This window comes from Enterobacter cloacae complex sp. 2022EL-00788 (genome assembly GCF_026627565.1).
Classification (GTDB): Bacteria; Pseudomonadota; Gammaproteobacteria; order Enterobacterales; family Enterobacteriaceae; genus Enterobacter; species Enterobacter pasteurii.
On record NZ_JAPNMC010000001.1, the window covers coordinates 18,927 to 40,666 of the forward strand.

Sequence of the window (21,740 nt, forward strand, 5' to 3'; positions counted from 1 at the left end):
CTCGATCACACTTTTATGCTCATCCCCGCTACTCCTCCCTGCCTAATCCCCGACAGGAGGAGGAAGAGGCGCAATGAGCCAGGCACACTAGCGCCAAATGTGTTTTCTCTCTACAGGATGCCGATTCCCTATGTCACAGCCTACTTTCAACAAAGCTCAATTTCAGGCTGCCCTGACGCGTCAGTGGCAGCGTTTTGGCCTTCAAGCTGCAAGCGAGATGACGCCGCACCAGTGGTGGCAGGCGGTGAGCGGGGCGCTCGCAGAGCAGCTGGATGCTCAGCCCGTGGCGAAGCCCGTTAAAGGCCAGCGCCACGTCAACTACATCTCGATGGAGTTCCTGATTGGTCGCCTGACGGGCAATAACCTGCTGAACCTTGGCTGGTATCAGGACGTCGGCGATGTGCTGAAAGAACACGACATTAATTTGACCGATCTGCTCGAAGAAGAGACTGACCCGGCGCTGGGCAACGGTGGTCTGGGACGTCTGGCAGCCTGTTTCCTGGACTCCATGGCTACGGTAGGCCAGTCCGCCATTGGCTATGGCCTGAACTATCAGTACGGCCTGTTCCGCCAGTCGTTTGCCGACGGTCACCAGATGGAAGCGCCGGACGACTGGCACCGCAATACCTATCCGTGGTTCCGCCACAACGCGCAGCTGGACGTGCAGGTAGGGATTGGCGGTAAAGTCACGAAGCAGGGCCTCTGGGAGCCGGCGTTCACCCTCACCGGCGAAGCCTGGGATCTGCCGGTGCTCGGCTACCGTAACGGCGTGGCGCAGCCGCTGCGCCTGTGGCAGGCGAAGCACGCGCATCCGTTCAACCTGACCAAATTCAACGACGGTGATTTCCTGCGCGCCGAGCAGCAGGGTATCGACGCCGAGAAGCTGACCAAAGTGCTCTACCCGAACGACAACCATCTGGCGGGCAAAAAGCTGCGTCTGATGCAGCAGTACTTCCAGTGCGCCTGCTCCGTGGCGGACATTCTGCGTCGCCACCACCTGGCGGGCCGCACGCTGGCGCAGCTGCCTGACTTCGAGGTCATCCAGCTGAACGACACCCACCCAACCATCGCCATTCCGGAACTGCTGCGCGTGCTGATCGACGAGCATCAGCTGAGCTGGGACGACGCCTGGGCAATCACCAGCCGCACCTTCGCCTACACCAACCACACCCTGATGCCGGAAGCGCTGGAGTGCTGGGATGAGAAGCTGGTGAAAACGCTGCTGCCGCGCCATATGCAGATCATCAATAAGATTAACGATCGGTTCAAAACGCTGGTGGAGAAAACCTGGCCGGGCGATAAGGCCGTCTGGGCGAAGCTGGCCGTGGTGCACGACAAGCAGGTACGCATGGCGAACATGTGCGTGGTGAGCGGGTTTGCGGTGAACGGCGTGGCCGCGCTGCACTCGGATCTGGTGGTGAAGGATCTGTTCCCTGAATATCACCAGCTGTGGCCGACCAAATTCCACAACGTGACCAACGGCATTACGCCGCGTCGCTGGATCAAGCAGTGCAACCCGCTGCTGGCCGGTCTGCTGGATAAAACCCTCAAAAAAGAGTGGGCCAACGATCTGGACCAGCTGATTAACCTGGAAAAATACGCTGACGACGCAGCGTTCCGCGAGGAGTACCGCGCCATCAAGCGGGAGAACAAGGTTCGCCTCGCGGAGTTTGTGAAAATGCGTACCGGGACTGTCATCAACCCGAATGCGATTTTCGACATCCAGATCAAGCGCCTGCACGAGTACAAACGCCAGCACCTGAACCTGCTGCACATCCTCGCGCTGTACAAAGAGATCCGTGAGAACCCGCAGGCCGACCGCGTGCCGCGCGTGTTCCTGTTCGGTGCGAAAGCGGCGCCGGGCTATTACCTGGCGAAAAACATTATCCTCGCCATTAATAAAGTGGCGGCGGCGATCAACAACGACCCGAAGGTGGGCGACAAGCTGAAGGTGGTGTTCCTGCCGGACTACTGCGTCTCGGCGGCTGAGATGCTGATCCCGGCGGCGGATATCTCTGAGCAGATCTCTACCGCCGGTAAAGAAGCGTCCGGTACCGGCAACATGAAGCTGGCGCTGAACGGCGCCCTGACCGTCGGCACGCTGGACGGCGCGAACGTTGAAATCGCGGAGAAGGTCGGTGAAGAGAACATCTTTATCTTCGGCCATACTGTTGAAGAAGTGAAAGCCATCAAAGCCAAAGGTTACGACCCGGTGAAATGGCGTAAAAAAGACAAAGTGCTGGATGCGGTGCTGAAAGAGCTGGAAAGCGGTAAGTACAGCGACGGCGACAGGCACGCGTTTGACCAGATGCTGCACAGCATGGACAAACAGGGCGGCGACCCGTACCTGGTCATGGCTGACTTCACGGCTTACCTTGAAGCGCAGAAGCAGGTCGACGTGCTCTATCGCGACCAGGACGCGTGGACCCGCGCGTGCATCCTGAACACCGCGCGCTGCGGCATGTTCAGCTCTGACCGCTCAATCCGTGATTATCAGGCCCGTATCTGGCAGGCAAAACGCTAAGGAAGCGCGATGGAGAGTAAACGTCTGGACAGTGCCGCGCAGGCGGCGGGAATTAGCCTCAGTTACATCAACGCGCACGGCAAACCGCAGTCAATTGGTGCGGATACCAAACGACGTTTGCTGGATGCCATGCACAAAACCGACGCGAAAGCGTCGGCTGCGCCGGTGCCGAACGTGAAGGTATTTACCGCAGGCAAAAAGATGCCGCTGGCGGTGGAAGGGCGCGGCGAGTTCAGCTGGCTGCTCACTACCGAAGAGGGGCATCAGCACAAAGGCCAGGCCACCGGCGGCAAAACGCTTAACCTTCCGGCGAAGCTGCCGGAGGGCTACCACACCTTAACGCTCACCCGGGACGACCAGCGTTTTCACTGCCGGGTGATCGTGGCGCCAAAGCGCTGCTATGAGCCGCAGGCGCTGCTCGAAGGCAAAAAGCTGTGGGGTGCCTGCGTGCAGCTCTACACCCTGCGCTCGGAGAGCAACTGGGGCATCGGCGATTTCGGCGATCTGAAAAAGATGCTGGTGGACGTTGGCGAGCGCGGCGGGGCATTTATCGGCCTTAACCCGATCCACGCGCTCTATCCGGCCAACCCGGAAAGCGCCAGCCCGTACAGCCCCTCTTCCCGTCGCTGGCTGAACGTCATTTACATCGACGTTAACGCGTTAGAGGATTTTAAAAACAGCAAAGAGGCGCAGGCCTGGTGGAAGCTTGAGACCACGCAGCACGTGCTGAAACAGGCTCGCGACGCGGACTGGGTTGATTACGCCACCGTTACCGCCCTGAAAATGGCGGCCCTGCGTCTGGCGTGGAAGGGCTTTGCGAAGCGTGACGACGAGCAGATGGCAGCCTTCCGCCAGTTTGTGATGCAGGAAGGCGAGAGCCTTTACTGGCAGGCGGCGTTTGATGCGCTGCACGCTTATCAAGTGCAGGAGGACGAGATGCGCTGGGGCTGGCCGGTATGGCCGAAAGCGTATCAGTCCGTTGATACCCCGGAAGTGAAGGCGTTCTGTGAAACGCACGCCGACGAGGTGGATTTCTATCTCTGGCTGCAGTGGCTGGCGTACAGCCAGTTTGCCGCCTGCTGGCAGGTGAGCCAGGGCTATAAGATGCCGATCGGGCTGTATCGCGATCTGGCCGTGGGCGTGGCGGAAGGCGGCGCGGAAACCTGGTGCGATCGTGAGCTTTACTGCCTGAAGGCCTCCGTCGGTGCGCCGCCGGATATCCTTGGCCCGCTCGGTCAGAACTGGGGCCTGCCGCCGATGGATCCGCACGTCATGGCGGCACGCGCCTACGAGCCGTTTATCGACCTGCTGCGCGCTAACATGCAGAACTGCGGCGCGCTGCGTATCGACCACGTGATGTCCGTGCTGCGTCTGTGGTGGATCCCGTACGGTGAAACGGCAGACCACGGGGCGTACGTGCAGTATCCGGTTGACGATCTCCTGTCGATCCTCGCGCTGGAGAGCAAACGTCACCAGTGCATGGTGATCGGTGAAGATCTCGGTACCGTGCCGGTGGAGATTGTCAGCAAGCTCCGCGACAGCGGCGTCTACTCCTACAAAGTGCTCTATTTTGAAAACGACCATGAGAAAACCTTCCGCGCGCCGAAAGCGTACCCTGAGCAGTCAATGGCAGTCGCGACGACGCATGACCTTCCTACGCTTCGTGGCTATTGGGAAAGCGGTGACCTGACCCTTGGCAAAACGCTGGGCCTTTATCCTGATGAAGAGGTCCTTCGCGGCCTGTATCAGGATCGTGAGCTGGCGAAGCAGGGGCTGCTGGACGCGCTGCACAAGCATGGCTGTCTGCCGAAGCGCGCCGGGCATAAGGCGTCGCTGATGTCGATGACCCCAACGCTTAACCGTGGCTTACAGCGCTACATTGCCGACAGCAACAGCGCCTTACTCGGCCTGCAGCCGGAAGACTGGATTGATATGGCGGAGCCGGTGAACATTCCGGGAACCAGCTATCAGTACAAGAACTGGCGCCGCAAGCTGTCCACAACGCTTGAGAAGATGTTTGCCGATGACGGGGTAAACAGGCTGATTAAGGATCTGGATAAGCGCAGAAGGGCGGTGGGCAAGAAGCGGTGAATCCTTTTTGACGAGCACCACAGCGCCGTTAACCGGCCCTGTGGTGCAGGGATTAGGCTTCAGGATTTTCCATAGAACGAATAACCAGGAAGTCCTGCGATATTCCCCCGCATTTCTCCATACTTTGCCGATCGTGAATAAACCAGGCATACATCTCTGGCGGGGCTGTATCCAGTGGTAATGGTAGTGGCAAGCTACGCCAGGCAGCCTGCGCATAGTCGAGAAATCTTTTTGCTCTTCTTAAAACTGGACCGTATACCGCAGGCACAATCTGGAGGCGCTTGTCTGACGGATTGCTTTCCATGCTGTTTTTCATTCTTATTGCGGCGGCATGGACATCTTCCAGCCAGCCCCAGTTTTTCTTTAATACATCAATTTCATCTTGAAACTGGCTCGCCGTTCCATTGGCCTGTGGTGATATTCCCAGCATACCGGCAGATGCACCGGTGGACGTTAAAATATCCCCGCGCTGCTTTTCATATTTCATACATTCGCTGCGGTATTGATAATATTGCCGTCCCAGCCACTCGATATAACTGTCCAGATGTTGGTTTTGCGCACCAGTACTGACGGTTTTAAAAGGTACGGCTCGCTGGTAAATCTTTGTCCACTGTGCGACGGATTTATTCTTAACGTTATCCTGCATGACGAAGTAGGTGGCAACATCGGTATCTGTTTGATCAAGTGTCTGTAAATCCAGGAAAGGAACGCCTGCCATCGTCGCCGTACGATACATTTTGTGAAGCGCTACCCGGCAAAGTTCTGCACTCGGTTTTTGCTCATTTGGTTTCAGGCCACCCCCCACATCTTCTGCGCAGCCGGGTAACAGCTCTTCCTGATGATTATTATTGTTCCCGCCCAGGCAATAGAGGCTACGCCATGGTCGGTTTTCATGAGCCGCCACCAGATGTAGCGCGTTTTTAACCGTATCAGGCAATGCCGACTGCTGATCAATAGATTTATCGCCCAGCAGAACGCTCACGCCTTTTACGGGGCCACCCAATGCAGAAACAAACCAGTCCACGCCATTATTATTACTGGCGGGTGTATGGCGTGCGCAATCAAATAAGCCGGTAAAAATAATATCTACGGGGATCCCCTGATAGGTATATTTATCATCCTGTTTCTGGCAAATATCGCTAAGTAGCATATCAATAAATTTACGGGCGAGCGTCGCACCAAGATCGAAGCCAAATAGCGAAATAGAGATCAGTTTGACGGGAATCGGGCTATTTCTTTTCTTTTGTTCAAAGAAACGTTCAAAACGTAATTTAGCCGAATTTATTCGGGTATCGACGCCCGTGACTAACATATCTGCAATAGTGGGGTTATCACGTAGCAAGGGCGTTGCCTCGATACTGACTTTTTTTGCTGTGCTTTTCGCGGTATCAACCGCCAGTTTTTTCCACTCACTGGGGTTTATCAGTTTTTTCCCTGAGTCTTCTAGAATTTCCCACCAGTCGCCACCTTTCAATAGATCAAGACCCGCATCTTTCGCCATCTCTTTCGGTTGTTCTTTCAAATCACCCTGCACAGAGGTTTGTGCGCTATCCATTATGGTATGAAGTTTCTCAGCTAATTCCTCATTAAATGGTGTGCCGAGACCCGAAATATAATACTTAGAATAACTAGCTAGGGAGGTCTCTTGTTTTTGATCAGGAAAGGACCTGAATAAACGAGCCACATTACTAAGGCGGTGCTCTGGTGCATCCTGATCAATATTGCGATGAATGCCATCAAAAAAGAAACCCACATGCCAGATGCGGGAGCAATTCCCCAACCCGGCATCATCTGCCTGTTGTGCGCGGCTGGCGGCAGCAATAATAGTTTCGATATCCATCAGTTATGCTCCTGCGTTGCGGTCTTACCAGATATATCAGGACGTTTTTCATAAGGTGACCAGGCGTTATCACTCCAGCCCAGTAATACTTTATCACCAGGTAAAAAATGGACATGCAAGTCATTCTCTCCCCACTTCCTTTCCGGCAATGGCATCACAACACGACGTTTTTCTTTACGAAGACCTGCATCGTACTGATCGCGGGTTGTGCTTAATGTCCATATAACTTCCGCCGTTTTCCCGCTGATATTGCCGCAACAGGTAGCACCACCACCACCATGGGCAAACGCGTTCGAACCCCCCACACCATTCACGCTAAACCCCAGAATGGGTCTGTCGATTTCGCTGTGAATAATTAACGTCACGCCTCCGGTCGGCGGTCCCCAGATAGATGCCCAGATTAACCAGCCACCATATGCCAGCACGACTGCCAGCAGCGTTCCCCAAATCCATTTTCCCCAGCGGGCATAGCCTCGGTTTACGGCCTTATCAATATTTTCGAAAGTTTTAAAAATTCCCATTTTTTATTTTCCTTCAGTACCATCTTCAGGCGGTAAATTAGCCAGTACTTGTTTAAGCGATATTTTTCCATCACTCACGTTACGTAATGAAACCTGCATCTCTTCTGATTCAAGGACTTTTTTTCCGCCATTAAGGTAATAAAGTGCGTAAATTTTGCATTCTGCCCCCTCGGTTAAACCGGCTTCCTTCGCTTTTCCAAGTGCCTTAATCACCATGTCACGCTGAACGCAGGGAGGAAAATACTGGACTGAAGGCATTTTTTGCCATTGTGCTAATACGCTGCTGACTTCCGGTTTATCCGCTATCTGTTGCCAGGACTTCTTATCCAGGCGAACAATATTATCCTTGGGGTTTAAAGCAACAGAGGCAGGAATGGTGAGTGGTTTCCATGCCTCTTTCCCTGGTATCCACCACTGTCTGATATCCTGAAATAAAAACGCATGCCACTCGCTATCTGCTGATAAAGCCAGAATGCTGAGAACATGCTGTGCATAAAAACGCAACAGTGAAGTGTGATTATCCGGCTTCACAACAGTGCAGCCTCTGGAAAGCTGAATCGCGATGGAAGAGAGGTGCCGGTGAGCAACAATAATGCCCACAATGCCCGGAAGTACATCCAGATAACCGGACAAATGAGTTCGATCATCCACCTCCAGCAGCCATGGGCCGTATTCCTGGAGTTCTTTCAGTTGTGGGTGGAGATACAGAGAATACATTGAAGCAGCATGTTCCGAGCGAAATATCTGAAACTCGTCAAGTGGCTGCACCTCTGCTTCAAACAGCAAATAAATATGCACATTCTTATCATCGGGCAATGCCTGAAATATTGCAGTCGTATCCATAGTTAAGCTCCTTGCACGATAGCATCATTGGTTTTGATAGTATTGAGGAGGTACTCAATGCAGAACGTTTCGTTAAGCGGTGGATACTTACCGGGAAGTAATGGAATGGGTAATGGCATGTTGACCGGAGCCGCCGCCATTGTCCGCTTCGTTTGTCGCAGGGTGGCGTATTTCATCAGCACGTCGGGCATGAGGAGGGAATTGTTTATAGCGAGTCTGTCCGTCGAAAAGCGTCAGCCGGTTATCCATAACAAAAACCTGATTTAAAATGTGGTTAAATCAGGATGGTTGCATGAAGTGACGGTGCTGTAAATGGCTGAAACAGGAGTCAAATTCTGAAAAAGCATTGGTAAAGATAATGACTAAAAATCAAGCCGGGTAAGCGTCAGCGCCACCCGGCTTTTTCACATCAGACCACCATATTCAGCAGCAGCACCCCGACCAGACCACACACCGAAATAATGGTTTCCAGCGCGGACCAGGACTTGATGGTTTCACCGATAGTCAGGTTGAAGTACTCCTTGAACAGCCAGAAGCCCGGATCGTTCACGTGGGAGAAAATCACGCTACCGGAACCTACCGCGATAACCATCAGCTCAGGGCTGACGCCCGTTGTAGCGATCAGCGGCGCAACGATACCGCCTGCGGTGATTGCCGCAACGGTTGCAGAGCCCAGCGCGATACGCAGAACCGCGGCGATAGACCAGGCCATCAGGAGCGGCGACACGTTGGTTTCATGCATCATGGCCGCGATGTATTTATCCACGCCGCTGTCGACCAGCACCTGCTTGAACGCACCGCCACCGCCGATAATCAGCAGCATCATGGCAATGATTTTGATGGATGAGGTCAGCGTGTCGTTGATCTGATCCATGGAGCGACCGCGGTTAAGCCCGAAGGTGAACATGGCGATCAGCACCGCAATCAGCGTTGCCATCACCGGGTCGCCCAGGAACTCGGCAACGGCCAGGAACGCGTGGCCTTTTGGCAGAACCATCTCCGCTACGGCACGCATCGCCATCAGGATCACCGGCACCAGCGAGGTCCAGACGCTGACGCCAAAGCCAGGCATCTCTTCTTCGGTGAAGGTTTTGGCGCTGTACAGCCCTTCCGGGATTGGCTTATCAATGCCTTTCAGGAAGCGGGCATAAACGGGGCCTGCCAGGATAACCGTTGGGATCGCCAGAATCGTACCGAACAGCAGGGTTTTACCCATATCGGCATGGAAAATGGTGGCGATAGCGGTTGGGCCTGGGTGCGGCGGCAGGAAGCCGTGGGTCACGGACAGCGCTGCTGCCATTGGTACACCCACGAACAGCAGCGGGATGTTGGCGGCGGCGGCGATGGTAAATACCAGCGGCAGCATCAGCACGAAGCCCACCTCATAGAACAGCGCGAAGCCGACGGTAAAGCCGGTTAACACCACCGCCCACTGAATGTGCTGCTTACCAAATTTCTCAATCAGCGTGGTGGCGATACGCTGCGCGCCCCCGCAGTCCGCCAGCATTTTACCGAGCATGGCGCCGAAGCCCATTATCAGCGCCAGGCTGCCGAGCGTACCGCCGACGCCGGCTTTGATGGAGCTGATAACCTTAACCAGCGGCATTCCCTGCATCAGACCGACTGCAAGTGCCACCAGAACCAGAGCGATAAATCCGTTCATTTTGAAGCGGATCATCAAGAGCAGTAATAACACAACACCGATAGCGACGATGACTAATGGCATGATTGACCTGGCCTTTGAATTGTTATGGGTAACGTCATTGTTTCAACGACAAATTCCGGTTGTCCCAACTGGGAACAGAGCGATAACGGCACTCATACTGATGCCTGCGAAACCGTTAAGTTTAGTCGGCTGTTATAAGGGTGTTGAGTGCCCATGGGAATGATACGGGTAACATAGAGCGGTTGAGAATCACCCAGGATGGCAAAATTTAAATTATGCGACGCAGGTCAACATATAGAGGCAGGAGGCAGGAGGAGGGTCGGCCCGGTAAGCGTTGCGCCACCGGGCAATACGGACGGGCACGGAATCAGTAGTAAGAGTGCTCGCCGCGCTGGTGTTCGGTCAGATCGCGTACGCCCTTAAGCTCAGGGAATTCGTTCAGCAGCTGCTTCTCGATCCCTTCTTTCAGGGTGACATCGACCATGGAGCAGCCGTTACAGCCGCCGCCGAACTGCAGGATAGCCAGACCGTCTTCGGTGATTTCCATCAGGGAAACGCGACCGCCGTGGCCCGCCAGCTGCGGGTTAATCTGGGACTGCAGCAGATACTCCACGCGCTCCATTAGCGGCGCATCGTCAGACACTTTACGCATTTTCGCGTTCGGTGCCTTCAGGGTCAGCTGAGAACCCAGCTGGTCGGTGACAAAGTCGATTTCCGCATCTTCGAGATACGGCGCGCTCAGTTCATCGACGTAAGCGGTGAGCTGCTCAAATTTAAGGGCAGTGTCGGTTGCTTCCACAGCGTCCGGAGGACAATACGAGACACCACATTCTGCATTCGGAGTGCCTGGATTGATCACAAACACGCGGATCTGCGTCCCTTCTTCCTGATTTGCCAGCAGTTTGGCAAAGTGCGCTTGTGCAGAATCGGAAATACGGATCATAGCTTTGGCCTAATAGTTGACTAAATTACCTGGGTATAATCATACGCCCATTGAAGAAGGGCTACAAGGTACGGCACAGACACCATACCTGAACTGACGCGGCGCCGCTTTGCAAAAGCAGTCGGGAAAGTTCAGCAACGGTACTGCCCGTCGTGACGACATCATCCACAATCGCGATATGGAGGCCGCTGACCGGCAATTCAAGGCGAAAGGCGTTTTTCAGGTTCCTTTTGCGCGACCGGGCGTTGAGCCGGTGCTGAAGGGCGGTGGCGTGGACGCGCGTCAGCGCAGAGGCTGGGTAGCGGCATCCCAGCCAGCGGGCGAGCGGACGGCACAGCAGGTCGCTCTGATTGTAGCCGCGCCGCCAGTGGCGACGCTGAAAGAGCGGCACGTTCACGATCGCGTCGACCTGCGGCAGCCCGCGCGTTCGCCGCGCCTGAAGCACCGCCAGTAACAGGAGGCGTGCCAGCGGCTGCGCCAGCGCGCTCTGGCTGGAAAACTTGAACTGATGAATCAGACGGCTCAGCGGTAAAACGTAATCATCCACCGCCACCAGCACGCTCCACGGCGGCGCTTTTTTAAGGCATCGTCCACAGGGGAGCGTCTGGCTGACGGCAGGCAAGCCGCACTGCGGGCAGCCCTTCAGGCAGCCCACAGCTCGCGTGCAGACGGAACAAATGCCCCACGCGCTTAGCGCAAGCGGCATTCGGCATAGCCAGCACAAGCCGGGCACTGTTAGCATACGTAACCTCCATGTGAAAAAAGAGAACGTTAACTGATGAAGACGCTGTGGTGGCAGACCGTAGGGACGGGAAATTGTCATCTTGTGCTGCTGCACGGATGGGGACTGAACGCCGAAGTATGGCGTTGCATAAGTGAGGAACTGGCCTCGCAGTTTACGGTACATCTGGTCGATCTGCCGGGGTATGGCCGCAGCCACGGCTACGGCGCGATGACGCTCGACGAGATGGCGGAGCAGGTTCTGGATGCCGCGCCGCAAAAAGCCGTCTGGCTCGGCTGGAGCCTGGGCGGGCTGGTGGCAAGCCAGATTGCGCTGAACCATCCTGAGCGGGTTCAGGCGCTGGTGACGGTGGCCTCATCACCTTGCTTCAGCGCCCGCGAGGCGTGGCCGGGCATCAAGCCTGAGGTGCTGGCCGGATTCCAGCACCAGTTGAGCGAAGATTTCCAGCGGACGGTGGAGCGTTTTCTGGCGCTACAAACTATGGGGACGGAGACCGCCCGACAGGACGCGCGGACGCTGAAACAGACGGTGCTTTCCCTGCCGATGCCGGAAGTTGACGTGCTGAACGGTGGGCTGGAGATCCTGAAGACGGCCGATCTGCGCGAGCCGCTGGCGTCGCTGGCGGTACCGCATCTGCGTATTTATGGCTATCTGGATGGGCTGGTGCCGCGCAAGGTGGTTCCGCTGCTGGACGCGCTGTGGCCGGAGACCCTGTCGCTGGTGGTTGCCAAAGCGGCACACGCGCCGTTCATCTCTCATCCTGCTGAGTTTTGTTCGGCGCTGTCCGCCTTTACTGGCGAAGCGTCCACCACTCCCTGAGGCAGGCTTTACCTTCCGGACAACTTTTACAACTGCCGGACAGACAACCGTCCGGCTCTTCCTGAATGCGCACGGCTTTTCCCATCGCCTCCAGCCTTTCCAGCATGGCATCGATCATCGGCTGCGGCGTACGCAGGCTGAGGCTGAGCTGCTTCGCCTCCATTCGTCCCTGTAGCGCCAGCAGATCACGTACCTGAATCAACGTTGCCATCCGTTTGCCCCTTAGTGACAGTCGCCCGCAGGGCTGCTGCAGCAGGTGGTTGGGGTTTTGCGCGTCGCCAGCAGGTTGACGTCAACGCGGCTACGCGCCCGGCGCAGCAGGCCAATCACCATCACGTTAAACAGGATCACCGCCAGGATACAGATCAGGCTGTAGCGCGGATGCTGCCCGTAGTTAACGGCCTGGTAAAACACGGTCGCCAGCGAGTAGGCAATGTTCAGCCCCCACAGAATGGAGAAGCCCATCCAGCCGCGGCTGGACTCACGGGCGATGGCCCCCATCACCGAGATGCACGGAATATAGAGCAGGACGAAGATCAGGTAGCTGTAGGCCGCCGACGCGCTGCCGAATTTCTGGCCCATCACGCCCATTGCCCCGGTCGCCATTTCGCCGTCGCCCTTGCTGGCTTCAATCGGGTTCGCCAGCACGCTCAGGCTGAAGGTGTCTTTCAGGCTCTGCCAGGTCTCTTCCACCGCGCCGAGCAGTTCATCACCGAGGTGGAACGCTGCCGGATTAAACTCCTCGTCCTGAATATTCTCAGCGGTGTAGAGCGTGTTCAGGGTGCCGACCACCACTTCTTTTGCCATCGCGCCGGTGAACAGGCCCACGGTTGCCTGCCAGTTGTCTTCCTGAACGCCAATCGGTTTGAAGATCGGAGTGATAATCCGGCTGACGGAGGCAAGCGCAGAATCATTAATGTTATCTGCCGCCTGGCCGCTCAGGGTGAAGCTGTTAAGGGCGCTCAGGAAAATGCTGACCACCACAATCACCTTACCGGCGCGCAGCACAAAGCCTTTCAGGCGCTGCCATGTCTGAATTACCAGGCTCTTCAGATGCGGAACGTGGTAAACCGGCAGCTCCATCACGAACGGCGACGCTTCGCCGCGCATGATGGTGTGCTTCAGCATCAGGCCGGTGAGGATAGCCATCACGATACCCAGCACATACAGGGAGAAGACGGCCAGCGCCCCTTCCTGACCAAAGAACGCCGCGGCAAAGACCGCGAAGATCGCCAGACGCGCGCCGCAGGACATGAACGGTGCCATCATGATGGTCATCAGGCGTTCACGCGGTGCATCCAGCGTACGGGCGCCCATTACCGACGGCACGTTACAGCCAAAGCCGACAATCAGCGGCACGAAGGATTTGCCCGGCAGCCCCAGCGCCTGCATCAGGCGATCCATTACGAAGGCCGCGCGCGCCATGTAGCCGGAATCCTCAAGGAAGGAGAGGAACAGGTACATCATGCCGATTTGCGGCACCAGCGGCAGGACGGTGTTGATACCGCCGCCGATCCCCTGGGCAAGGAAAATGGTCAGCCATTCCGGGAAGTGGAGGGTGTAGCCCAGCCACTGAATGCCGTGCACGAAAATAGCAACAGAGCCGCCATCAAAGATCGGCTGCAGTGCACCGCCGATGTTAATGGCGAGCAGGAACATCACGTACATCACCAGTAAAAAGACCGGCAAACCGAGGAACCGGTTGAGCACGATTTTATCTACTGCGGCGGTAAAGCGGCTGGGCTCCGCGGTTAACGCGTTGCTGACCACGTCGCAGATCGCGGCGATGGCCTGATAGCGGGCATCCGCAATATGCAGAGCGGGATCGTCCAGCTCGTCGCTCAGGCGAGCCAGCGCAACGTCCAGCTTGTCCGCCGCATCGCCTGCGTAGGCGCGGCTGTAGATATCCCCTTCCAGCATTTGCAGGCCAAGCCACAGTCGCTGTCTGGCAGGCATGGCGTTGTCCATCGCCTGCGCCAGCTGGCCGGCTTCGCGCAGCAGCGGCTGCGCGTAGTGCACCAGCTCAACGTCGGCGTTGCCCGTGTGGCGGTCAATTGCCAGCTTCAGGGCGTCAATGCCGCGCGCGCGGGTAGAAACCAGCGGAACCACCGGGCAGCCCAGACGGGCGGAGAGGGCATCGACGTCGATGCGCAGCTTTTGCTTCTCTGCGATGTCGAGCATGTTAAGCGCCACGATGCAGGGAATGCCCAGTTCCAGCAGCTGTAGCGTGAGATAGAGATTTCGCTCGAGATTGGAGGCATCTACCACGTTGATTAACAGATCCGCGTCGCCGCTCAGAATATAGTGGCAGGCGATCTGCTCATCGAGAGAGGTCTGGGAGGAAATCGTGGTGAGTGAATAGGTCCCCGGTAAATCAACCAGCGTGACCTGATTGTCTGTCGTCGTGAACTGGCCTTCTTTACGTTCAACCGTTACGCCTGCCCAGTTTCCCACTCGCTGGCGCGCGCCGGTTAATTGATTGAATAATGTTGTCTTGCCGGAATTAGGATTGCCAATTAAGCCAATAGTTAATTTTTTCATTGTATTAGACCCACCAAAACCGCTGGCTTGTTAACGGGATAGAGATTCAACTTCAATTAATGCGAGGTCTTTTTTACGTAGAACCAGATTTACGCGTCGGGTTTCGATATGAACAGGATCGCCCAACGGCGCCACGCGCACCACCTGGAACGATGAGCCGGGCAGCATGCCCAGCGACAGCAGCTTCTGCCGGTAGGCCGGGCTTATCTCACGGGTAAAACCGATAATTTTCCACGCACTGTCTGGAGTGAATTGCATAGCGCCTGATTCCACGATAGGTTAAATAATCTACACTGCGATGATAATGAGAATAGTTTTTATCAGCAATAATAAAAATGTGACGGGATGTTGTTAAACGTATTAATTTGCGGTCAGATTGACCTTGCTCAATATTTACGGAATTACGCGGAAGGGGATAATAAATTTATTTGTTAACGGAGTGATAAGTAGTGGTTTAAATATGGATATGCAATCGGTTTCATATATTACGAGATGATTTATTCCCCTCACCCTAACCCTCTCCCCAGAGGGGAGAGGGGACTTTAACACCCTCTCCCCTCTGGGGAGAGGGCCGGGGTGAGGGGAGAGGTCAGCGTTTCTTACCCATTGCCGCCGCCAGCGCATCCATCATGGCGCTGTTGCCGGCCGGCTGTGCGTCACGTCCACGCGGCTTCGCGGCCTTCGCTGCCGGACGCTGCTGTTCGCGGCCACCGCCGTTACCGCCTCGGCGCGCGTTGGTTTCACCCGGCTGCTCGTCCAGACGCATGGTCAGGGCGATACGCTTGCGCTGGAGATCCACTTCCAGCACCTTCACCTTCACGATGTCGCCCGCTTTGACCACGGTATGTGGATCTTCCACGAACCTGTCGGCGAGGGATGAGATATGCACCAGACCATCCTGATGCACGCCGATATCCACAAACGCGCCAAAGTTGGTGACGTTCGTAACTGCGCCTTCCAGCACCATGCCCGGCAGCAGGTCGTTCATGGTTTCCACGCCGTCAGCAAAGGTCGCGGTTTTAAACTCGGGACGCGGATCGCGGCCCGGCTTTTCCAGCTCTTTGATGATGTCGGTGACCGTCGGCACGCCGAACTGTTCGTCGGTGAAATCCACGGCTTTCAGGTTACGCAGCGCGCTGCTGTCGCCCATCAGATCTTTCAGCGCCTGCTGGGTGGCGGCCAGAATACGCTCCACAACCGGGTACGCTTCCGGGTGAACGGTAGAGGCATCCAGCGGGTTATCGCCGTGGTTAATGCGCAGGAAGCCCGCGCACTGCTCAAACGCTTTTGGCCCCAGGCGGCTAACCTTCAGTAACTGCTGGCGGTTCTGGAACTGACCGTTTTCATCACGCCAGGCGACGATGTTCTGCGCCATCATGCGGGTCAGGCCTGCCACGCGGGTCAGGAGGGGTACGGAAGCGGTGTTCAGATCCACGCCGACGGCGTTTACGCAATCTTCCACCACCGCGTCCAGCTTACGCGCAAGCTGCGTCTGGCTCACGTCGTGCTGATACTGGCCCACGCCGATGGATTTCGGGTCGATCTTCACCAGCTCCGCCAGCGGATCCTGCAAACGACGGGCGATAGAGACCGCACCGCGCAGGGAAACGTCCAGATCCGGGAACTCCTGTGCCGCCAGCTCGGAGGCGGAATAGACCGACGCTCCCGCTTCGCTGACGATCACTTTCTGCGCCGTTACCTTCGGGAACTGCTTCTGCACGTCGAGGTAGAAACGTTCGGTTTCGCGGGAGGCCGTACCGTTACCGATGGCGACCAGCTCAACGTTATATTTTTCACACAGCGCAGCCACGACCGTCGCCGCCTTCGCTGCCTGGCCGGTGTGCGGGTAAATGGTGTCGGTGGCAACCAGCTTGCCGGTACCGTCAACCACGGCCACCTTCACGCCGGTACGCAGACCCGGATCGAGACCCATGGTGGCGCGCAGGCCAGCGGGGGCGGCCATCAGCAGGTCATGCAGATTACGGGCGAAGACGTTAATCGCTTCGTCTTCGGCGCGCTCGCGCACGGTGCCCATCAGCTCGGTTTCGAGATGCATCAGCACCTTGATGCGCCAGGTCCAGCTCACCACGCCTTTGCGCCAGCTGTCCGCCGGAGCGTTGTTCAGGCGCAGGCCGAGGTGATCGATAATGATCTGCTCGCAGTGGCTCTCTTTTGGCGGCTCGTCAAACTGCGGATCGGCATTCAGGGAGAGTTGCAGTACGCCTTCGTTACGGCCGCGGAACATCGCCAGCGCGCGGTGAGACGGTACGGTTGAAATGGGTTCGTGATGATCGAAGTAATCGCGGAATTTCGCGCCTTCTTCCTCTTTGCCGGCCACCACGGTGGCGACGATATGCGCGTTCTTCCACAGGTAGTCACGCACTTTGGCCAGCAGCGCGGCGTCTTCGGCGAAGCGCTCCATCAGGATGTAACGTGCACCGTCCAGCGCGGCTTTGGTGTCCGCCACGCCTTTGTCGGCATCGATAAATCTGGCGGCTTCGGTTTCCGGGTCGTGAGACGGATCGTTCCACAGCAGGTCGGCCAGCGGCTCAAGGCCTGCTTCAATCGCAATCTGCCCGCGCGTGCGGCGCTTCGGTTTGTACGGCAGATAGAGATCTTCGAGTTCGGTTTTGCTCAGGGTACCGTTAATGGCTTGTTCCAGTTCACTGGTCAGCTTGCCCTGCTCGCCGATAGATTTGAGGATCGCCTGACGTCGGTCTTCCAGTTCGCGGAGATAGCCCAGACGCGTCTCCAGGTTACGCAGCTGCGTGTCATCCAGACCGCCGGTGACTTCCTTACGATAACGTGCAATAAACGGCACGGTGTTCCCTTCATCAAGCAGGCGAACGGCAGCTTCTACCTGTTCGGCTCTGGCCTGAATATCACCCGCAATAATGCGGCAGAGCGACTCTTTCATCATGGTCAGTTCATCTTGTGGATCGAAAATCAGGGGGATAGTTATACGGGCTGACACCGAAAAATGCCAGCCGGGTAGGGCGCTCTCGGACTATTTAACATACTCGATTTCGTTGACGTACCAGCTTGCTTCACCCGCGGGCGTCTGGACGATGGCTAAATCACCCACCTCTTTTTTCAGCAGGGCGCGGGCCATCGGCGAATCGATAGAAATGTAATCCTTACGACCAAAAATTTCATCGTAACCGACGATGCGAAAACGCAGGGTATTGCCGTCATCATTTTCGATCTCCACCCAGGCACCGAAGAACACTTTGCCTTCCTGCTGCGGGGAGTAATCGACGATTTTGAGATTTTCGAGGCATTTGGTCAGGTAGCGCACCCGGCGATCGATTTCGCGTAGGCGCTTTTTATTGTACTGGTAGTCCGCGTTCTCGCTGCGATCGCCCAGGCTTGCCGCCCAGGTGACTTTTTTGGTCACTTCAGGACGCTCTTCGCGCCACAGGTAATCCATCTCTTTTTTGAGTTTCTCATACCCTTCACGGGTGATCAGGGGCGTTTTCATGGTGCAGCCTTAATGCCGGTTAACTGTCTTTGCGCACAATACGTAGCGCACAGTGTAACAGACAAGATTAATAATGATTTATGTGATGAAATGAACAGATAAGCTGCTGTTAAATATGCTTTGTAACAATTTCGTCTAGAATTTATACCAGAATTTGCTGGTCGAACACGTGCACTTTTTTAGAATACGCTGTTCCAGGCCTATCCGAACCTTTGGGAGTACACACAATGCAAGAGAACTACAAAATTCTGGTCGTAGATGACGACATGCGCCTGCGTGCGCTGCTGGAACGTTATCTGACAGAGCAGGGCTTCCAGGTTCGTAGCGTCGCGAACGCGGAACAGATGGATCGTCTGCTGACGCGTGAATCCTTCCACCTGATGGTGTTAGATCTCATGCTGCCGGGCGAAGACGGGCTCTCTATCTGCCGCCGCCTGCGCAGCCAGAGTAACCCGATGCCGATCATCATGGTGACGGCGAAGGGTGAAGAAGTTGACCGCATTGTCGGCCTTGAAATCGGCGCTGACGATTACATTCCAAAACCGTTTAACCCGCGTGAGCTGCTGGCGCGTATTCGCGCCGTGCTGCGTCGTCAGGCGAACGAGCTGCCTGGCGCGCCGTCTCAGGAAGAGGCGGTGATTGCATTCGGTAAGTTCAAGCTGAACCTCGGCACCCGTGAGATGTTCCGTGAAGATGAGCCAATGCCGCTCACCAGCGGCGAGTTCGCGGTACTGAAAGCGCTGGTCAGCCACCCGCGCGAACCGCTCTCCCGTGACAAGCTGATGAACCTCGCGCGCGGTCGTGAATATTCCGCGATGGAGCGCTCTATCGACGTACAGATTTCCCGTCTGCGCCGCATGGTGGAAGAAGATCCGGCGCACCCTCGCTATATTCAGACCGTATGGGGTCTGGGCTACGTGTTCGTCCCGGACGGCTCTAAAGCATGAGGCGAATGCGCTTCTCGCCGCGAAGCTCGTTTGCCCGCACGCTGTTACTGATCGTCACCCTGCTGTTCGTCAGCCTGGTGACGACCTACCTGGTGGTGCTGAACTTTGCGATCCTGCCGAGCCTTCAGCAGTTTAATAAGGTGCTGGCATACGAAGTGCGTATGCTGATGACCGATAAGCTGCAGCTGGAGGACGGCACGCAGCTGGTCGTTCCCCCGGCGTTCCGTCGGGAAATCTACCGCGAGCTGGGCATTTCACTGTATTCGAACGAAGCGGCGGAAGACGCGGGCCTGCGCTGGGCGCAGCACTATGAATTTCTCAGCCAGCAGATGGCACAGCAGCTTGGCGGTCCGACGGAAGTACGCGTTGAGGTCAACAAAAGCTCGCCGGTTGTCTGGCTGAAAACCTGGCTGTCACCCAACATCTGGGTGCGCGTTCCGCTGACGGAAATCCATCAGGGCGACTTCTCGCCGCTGTTCCGCTACACCCTGGCGATCATGCTACTGGCCATCGGCGGCGCGTGGCTGTTTATCCGTATCCAGAACCGACCGCTGGTCGACCTGGAGCATGCGGCCCTACAGGTCGGTAAAGGCATTATTCCTCCGCCGCTGCGTGAATACGGCGCGTCGGAAGTGCGCTCGGTAACGCGTGCGTTTAACCATATGGCCGCAGGCGTCAAACAGCTGGCGGACGATCGTACGCTGCTGATGGCGGGCGTCAGCCATGATTTGCGCACGCCGCTGACGCGTATCCGCCTGGCGACGGAGATGATGGGCGAGCAGGATGGCTATCTTGCCGAGTCCATCAACAAGGATATCGAAGAGTGTAACGCCATCATTGAGCAGTTTATCGACTACCTGCGCACCGGGCAGGAGATGCCAATGGAGATGGCGGATCTGAACGCGGTGCTGGGGGAAGTGGTCGCCGCCGAAAGCGGCTACGAACGTGAAATTGCCACCGACCTCCAGGCGGGCGAGATTCAGGTACGTATGCACCCGCTCTCCATCAAACGTGCGGTCGCGAATATGGTGGTCAACGCGGCGCGCTACGGCAACGGCTGGATTAAAGTCAGCAGCGGTACGGAACTTAACCGCGCGTGGTTCCAGGTGGAAGACGATGGTCCGGGCATCAAGCCCGAACAGCGTAAGCACCTGTTCCAGCCGTTCGTGCGCGGCGACAGCGCGCGCAGCACCAGCGGCACCGGCTTAGGCCTGGCGATTGTGCAGCGTATTGTTGATAACCATAACGGACTGCTGGAAATTGGCACCAGCGAGCGGGGTGGTTTGAGTATTCGCGCGTGGTTACCGGTGCCGGTGATGCGGGGTCAGGTTAAAGAGGGTTAAAAAAGGGTGGCTTTAGCCACCCTTTTTCGTAGGTCGGGTAAGGCGAAGCCGCCACCCGACAAGGTACGTTCTCTGCGGCCTGATGCCCTCACCCCAACCCTCTCCCACTGTACGGTCCGGGGACATGGTAGACAGGTGTTCGGGGACATGGTGAACACTTTTTAACATCCTTTACCCATGGTGATCGACTTTTTCTTCAGGTCGATCACCCCCACTTTCGTGCTGTACCACCACACCTCGTAGCGGCCGTCTTCCTGCATCTCCTTCAGCCCGACCCGTTCTCCCCTGAACGCCTTGCCTGCGCTCAGACTTACCCCTTTCACGCTCAGCTTTCCGCTGATATCCACTTTCCTGACCATCACGCCCTCGTCGTATTCCGGGGGCGGTGTGTTGCCGCTGTACTGCCGTGCAGACGGCTTATACCGCGAGCCCGGTACCGCCATGTCCAGCGCCTCATGCGGGCGTTCAAGGTTATAGACCGTCCGCCAGTGGTCGAAGGCGCGCTGTAGTTCACCCCCGCTCGCGAACCACTTCCCCTGCAGCACCTCTGCCTTCAGGCTGCGGTGAAAACGCTCCAGCTTACCCTGCGTCTGCGGATGATACGGCCGGGAGTGCCCCACCCGGATACCATGGCGCATCAGCCACAGCTCCAGCGCCGTCCAGGTGCCGGTGGTATCTCCCCACGGGGCGCCGTTGTCCATTGTCATCCGGTCCGGCAGGCCGTAACGCTCAAACACGCTGACCAGCTGCTGCTGCACGGTCTCGCGCTGTTCATCGGTACAGTGCGCCAGGCACAGGGAAAAACGGGAGTGGTCGTCCAGCAGGGTGAGCGGATGGCAGCGGCCCCCGCCAAAGGAAAAGTGGCCCTTAAAATCCATCTGCCAGAGGCGGTTCGGCGCGTCATGTTCGAACCGCCCCGTGACGGGAATGCCCGGTGAAGTGCCCGGCAGCAGACCATGGCGGGCCATAAGGTTATGGACGGTGCTGAAGGCGGGCATAGTGTGCCCCTGGTCTTCCAGCCAGTGCTTTATCTTACGCGCGCCCCAGCGTTGATGGCGGCCATGGGCCATACGCAGCAGGGCAGTGATGTCGTCAGATGAGCGGTTCGGGGAATGGTGCGGTATGCGCGGGCGGTCCTGAAGGCCCGCGGCCCCTTCCTCCGCCCAGCGGTGAAGCCACTTATAGCCGGTGGCAGGTGAAATGCCGAAGCGACGGCAGAGGGAACGGATGTTCGCCCCGTCCTGCGAGGCGAACAAAACAAACTCGGTACGTAATGACATGGTATCTCTCGCATCCCAGGGCATAAGCGACTCCATAAACGGGTTCTTATGCCTTAGTTGTAAGTGTCTACCATGTCCCCGAACAAGTGTTCACTATGTCCCCGGACCGTACACCCCGAAGGGGCGAGGGGACTGTCCGGTGCGGTTTTCACCCTCTCC

General features: G+C 56.8%; 18 protein-coding genes. 6 read left to right on the top strand and 12 right to left on the bottom strand.

Translation table 11 applies throughout. The features are described 5' to 3' along the window. Positions 1-130 precede the first annotated feature (130 nt). Both malP and malQ read left to right on the top strand, forming a co-directional pair. Positions 131-2,524, top strand: coding sequence for a maltodextrin phosphorylase (gene malP, locus OWK27_RS00070; RefSeq protein WP_267589475.1), 2,394 nt, complete (start codon positions 131-133; stop codon positions 2,522-2,524). Between the two features lie 9 nt (positions 2,525-2,533). After that, positions 2,534-4,615: a 4-alpha-glucanotransferase gene (gene malQ, locus OWK27_RS00075; RefSeq protein ID WP_267589476.1), complete on the top strand. Its 2,082-nt coding sequence runs from the start codon at positions 2,534-2,536 to the stop codon at positions 4,613-4,615. Positions 4,616-4,667: 52 nt separating this feature from the next. Here the strand turns inward: malQ and OWK27_RS00080 are convergent, their stop codons facing one another. From OWK27_RS00080 to OWK27_RS00090, 3 genes are read right to left on the bottom strand one after another with little or no spacing between them, the layout of a single operon-like run. Next, positions 4,668-6,455 (bottom strand): phospholipase effector Tle1 domain-containing protein, encoded by a 1,788-nt coding sequence (locus tag OWK27_RS00080; protein ID WP_267589477.1) that lies wholly within the window; start codon positions 6,453-6,455, stop codon positions 4,668-4,670. Continuing rightward, complete coding sequence (locus OWK27_RS00085) at positions 6,455-6,976, bottom strand: DUF3304 domain-containing protein (protein ID WP_267589478.1); 522 nt, start codon at positions 6,974-6,976, stop codon at positions 6,455-6,457. Before OWK27_RS00085 ends, OWK27_RS00080 begins: the two co-directional genes overlap by 1 nt. 3 nt (positions 6,977-6,979) lie before the next feature. Then, positions 6,980-7,819, bottom strand: a complete 840-nt coding sequence (locus OWK27_RS00090) for a DUF4123 domain-containing protein (RefSeq protein WP_267589479.1) — start codon at positions 7,817-7,819, stop codon at positions 6,980-6,982. A gap of 57 nt (positions 7,820-7,876) precedes the next feature. On the opposite strand from OWK27_RS00090, the gene OWK27_RS00095 reads away from it, so the two are divergent. After that, on the top strand, positions 7,877-8,086 hold the full coding sequence (locus tag OWK27_RS00095; protein WP_267589480.1) for a hypothetical protein: 210 nt from the start codon (positions 7,877-7,879) through the stop codon (positions 8,084-8,086). A gap of 142 nt (positions 8,087-8,228) precedes the next feature. Here OWK27_RS00095 and gntT read toward each other — a convergent pair whose 3' ends face one another. The 3 genes from gntT to gntX all read right to left on the bottom strand — a co-directional run bounded on the left by gntT (position 8,229) and on the right by gntX (position 11,170). Further along, on the bottom strand, positions 8,229-9,545 hold the full coding sequence (gene gntT / locus OWK27_RS00100; protein ID WP_148420578.1) for a gluconate transporter: 1,317 nt from the start codon (positions 9,543-9,545) through the stop codon (positions 8,229-8,231). 307 nt (positions 9,546-9,852) lie between these two features. Then, positions 9,853-10,428, bottom strand: coding sequence for a Fe-S biogenesis protein NfuA (gene nfuA, locus OWK27_RS00105; protein ID WP_003861601.1), 576 nt, complete (start codon positions 10,426-10,428; stop codon positions 9,853-9,855). A 61-nt stretch (positions 10,429-10,489) separates the two neighbouring features. Beyond that, a complete protein-coding gene (gene gntX / locus OWK27_RS00110; protein WP_267589481.1) occupies positions 10,490-11,170 on the bottom strand; it encodes a DNA utilization protein GntX in 681 nt (226 codons plus the stop codon). A gap of 36 nt (positions 11,171-11,206) precedes the next feature. On the opposite strand from gntX, the gene bioH reads away from it, so the two are divergent. Continuing rightward, positions 11,207-11,989 (top strand): pimeloyl-ACP methyl ester esterase BioH, encoded by a 783-nt coding sequence (gene bioH, locus OWK27_RS00115; protein ID WP_267589482.1) that lies wholly within the window; start codon positions 11,207-11,209, stop codon positions 11,987-11,989. On the opposite strand, the gene feoC is transcribed toward bioH, so the two are convergent. The 5 genes from feoC to greB form a co-directional block, all read right to left on the bottom strand. Beyond that, positions 11,961-12,200, bottom strand: coding sequence for a [Fe-S]-dependent transcriptional repressor FeoC (gene feoC, locus OWK27_RS00120; protein WP_267589483.1), 240 nt, complete (start codon positions 12,198-12,200; stop codon positions 11,961-11,963). The two genes, bioH and feoC, sit on opposite strands and share 29 nt — an antisense overlap. Before the next feature lie 11 nt (positions 12,201-12,211). Beyond that, the gene (gene feoB, locus OWK27_RS00125) at positions 12,212-14,530 is read right to left on the bottom strand and encodes a Fe(2+) transporter permease subunit FeoB (RefSeq protein WP_267589484.1); all 2,319 of its coding nucleotides are present in this window, start codon (positions 14,528-14,530) and stop codon (positions 12,212-12,214) included. A 30-nt stretch (positions 14,531-14,560) separates the two neighbouring features. Beyond that, entirely contained in the window at positions 14,561-14,788 is a 228-nt protein-coding gene (feoA, locus tag OWK27_RS00130) for a ferrous iron transporter A (protein ID WP_003861611.1), read from the bottom strand. Positions 14,789-15,119: 331 nt separating this feature from the next. Beyond that, positions 15,120-17,450 carry a Tex family protein gene (locus OWK27_RS00135; RefSeq protein WP_176611162.1) on the bottom strand — a complete coding sequence of 777 codons (2,331 nt, stop codon included), beginning with the start codon at positions 17,448-17,450 and terminating at the stop codon, positions 15,120-15,122. 87 nt (positions 17,451-17,537) lie between these two features. After that, positions 17,538-18,011: a transcription elongation factor GreB gene (gene greB / locus OWK27_RS00140; RefSeq protein WP_148420583.1), complete on the bottom strand. Its 474-nt coding sequence runs from the start codon at positions 18,009-18,011 to the stop codon at positions 17,538-17,540. A gap of 227 nt (positions 18,012-18,238) precedes the next feature. On the opposite strand from greB, the gene ompR reads away from it, so the two are divergent. Next, on the top strand, positions 18,239-18,958 hold the full coding sequence (gene ompR, locus OWK27_RS00145) for a two-component system response regulator OmpR (RefSeq protein ID WP_001157751.1): 720 nt from the start codon (positions 18,239-18,241) through the stop codon (positions 18,956-18,958). Next, entirely contained in the window at positions 18,955-20,301 is a 1,347-nt protein-coding gene (gene envZ, locus OWK27_RS00150; RefSeq protein ID WP_148420584.1) for a two-component system sensor histidine kinase EnvZ, read from the top strand. The genes ompR and envZ overlap by 4 nt, the downstream gene beginning before the upstream one ends. Positions 20,302-20,462: 161 nt before the next feature. On the opposite strand, the gene OWK27_RS00155 is transcribed toward envZ, so the two are convergent. Then, entirely contained in the window at positions 20,463-21,605 is a 1,143-nt protein-coding gene (locus OWK27_RS00155) for an IS481 family transposase (protein ID WP_420712923.1), read from the bottom strand. Positions 21,606-21,740: the final 135 nt, after the last annotated feature.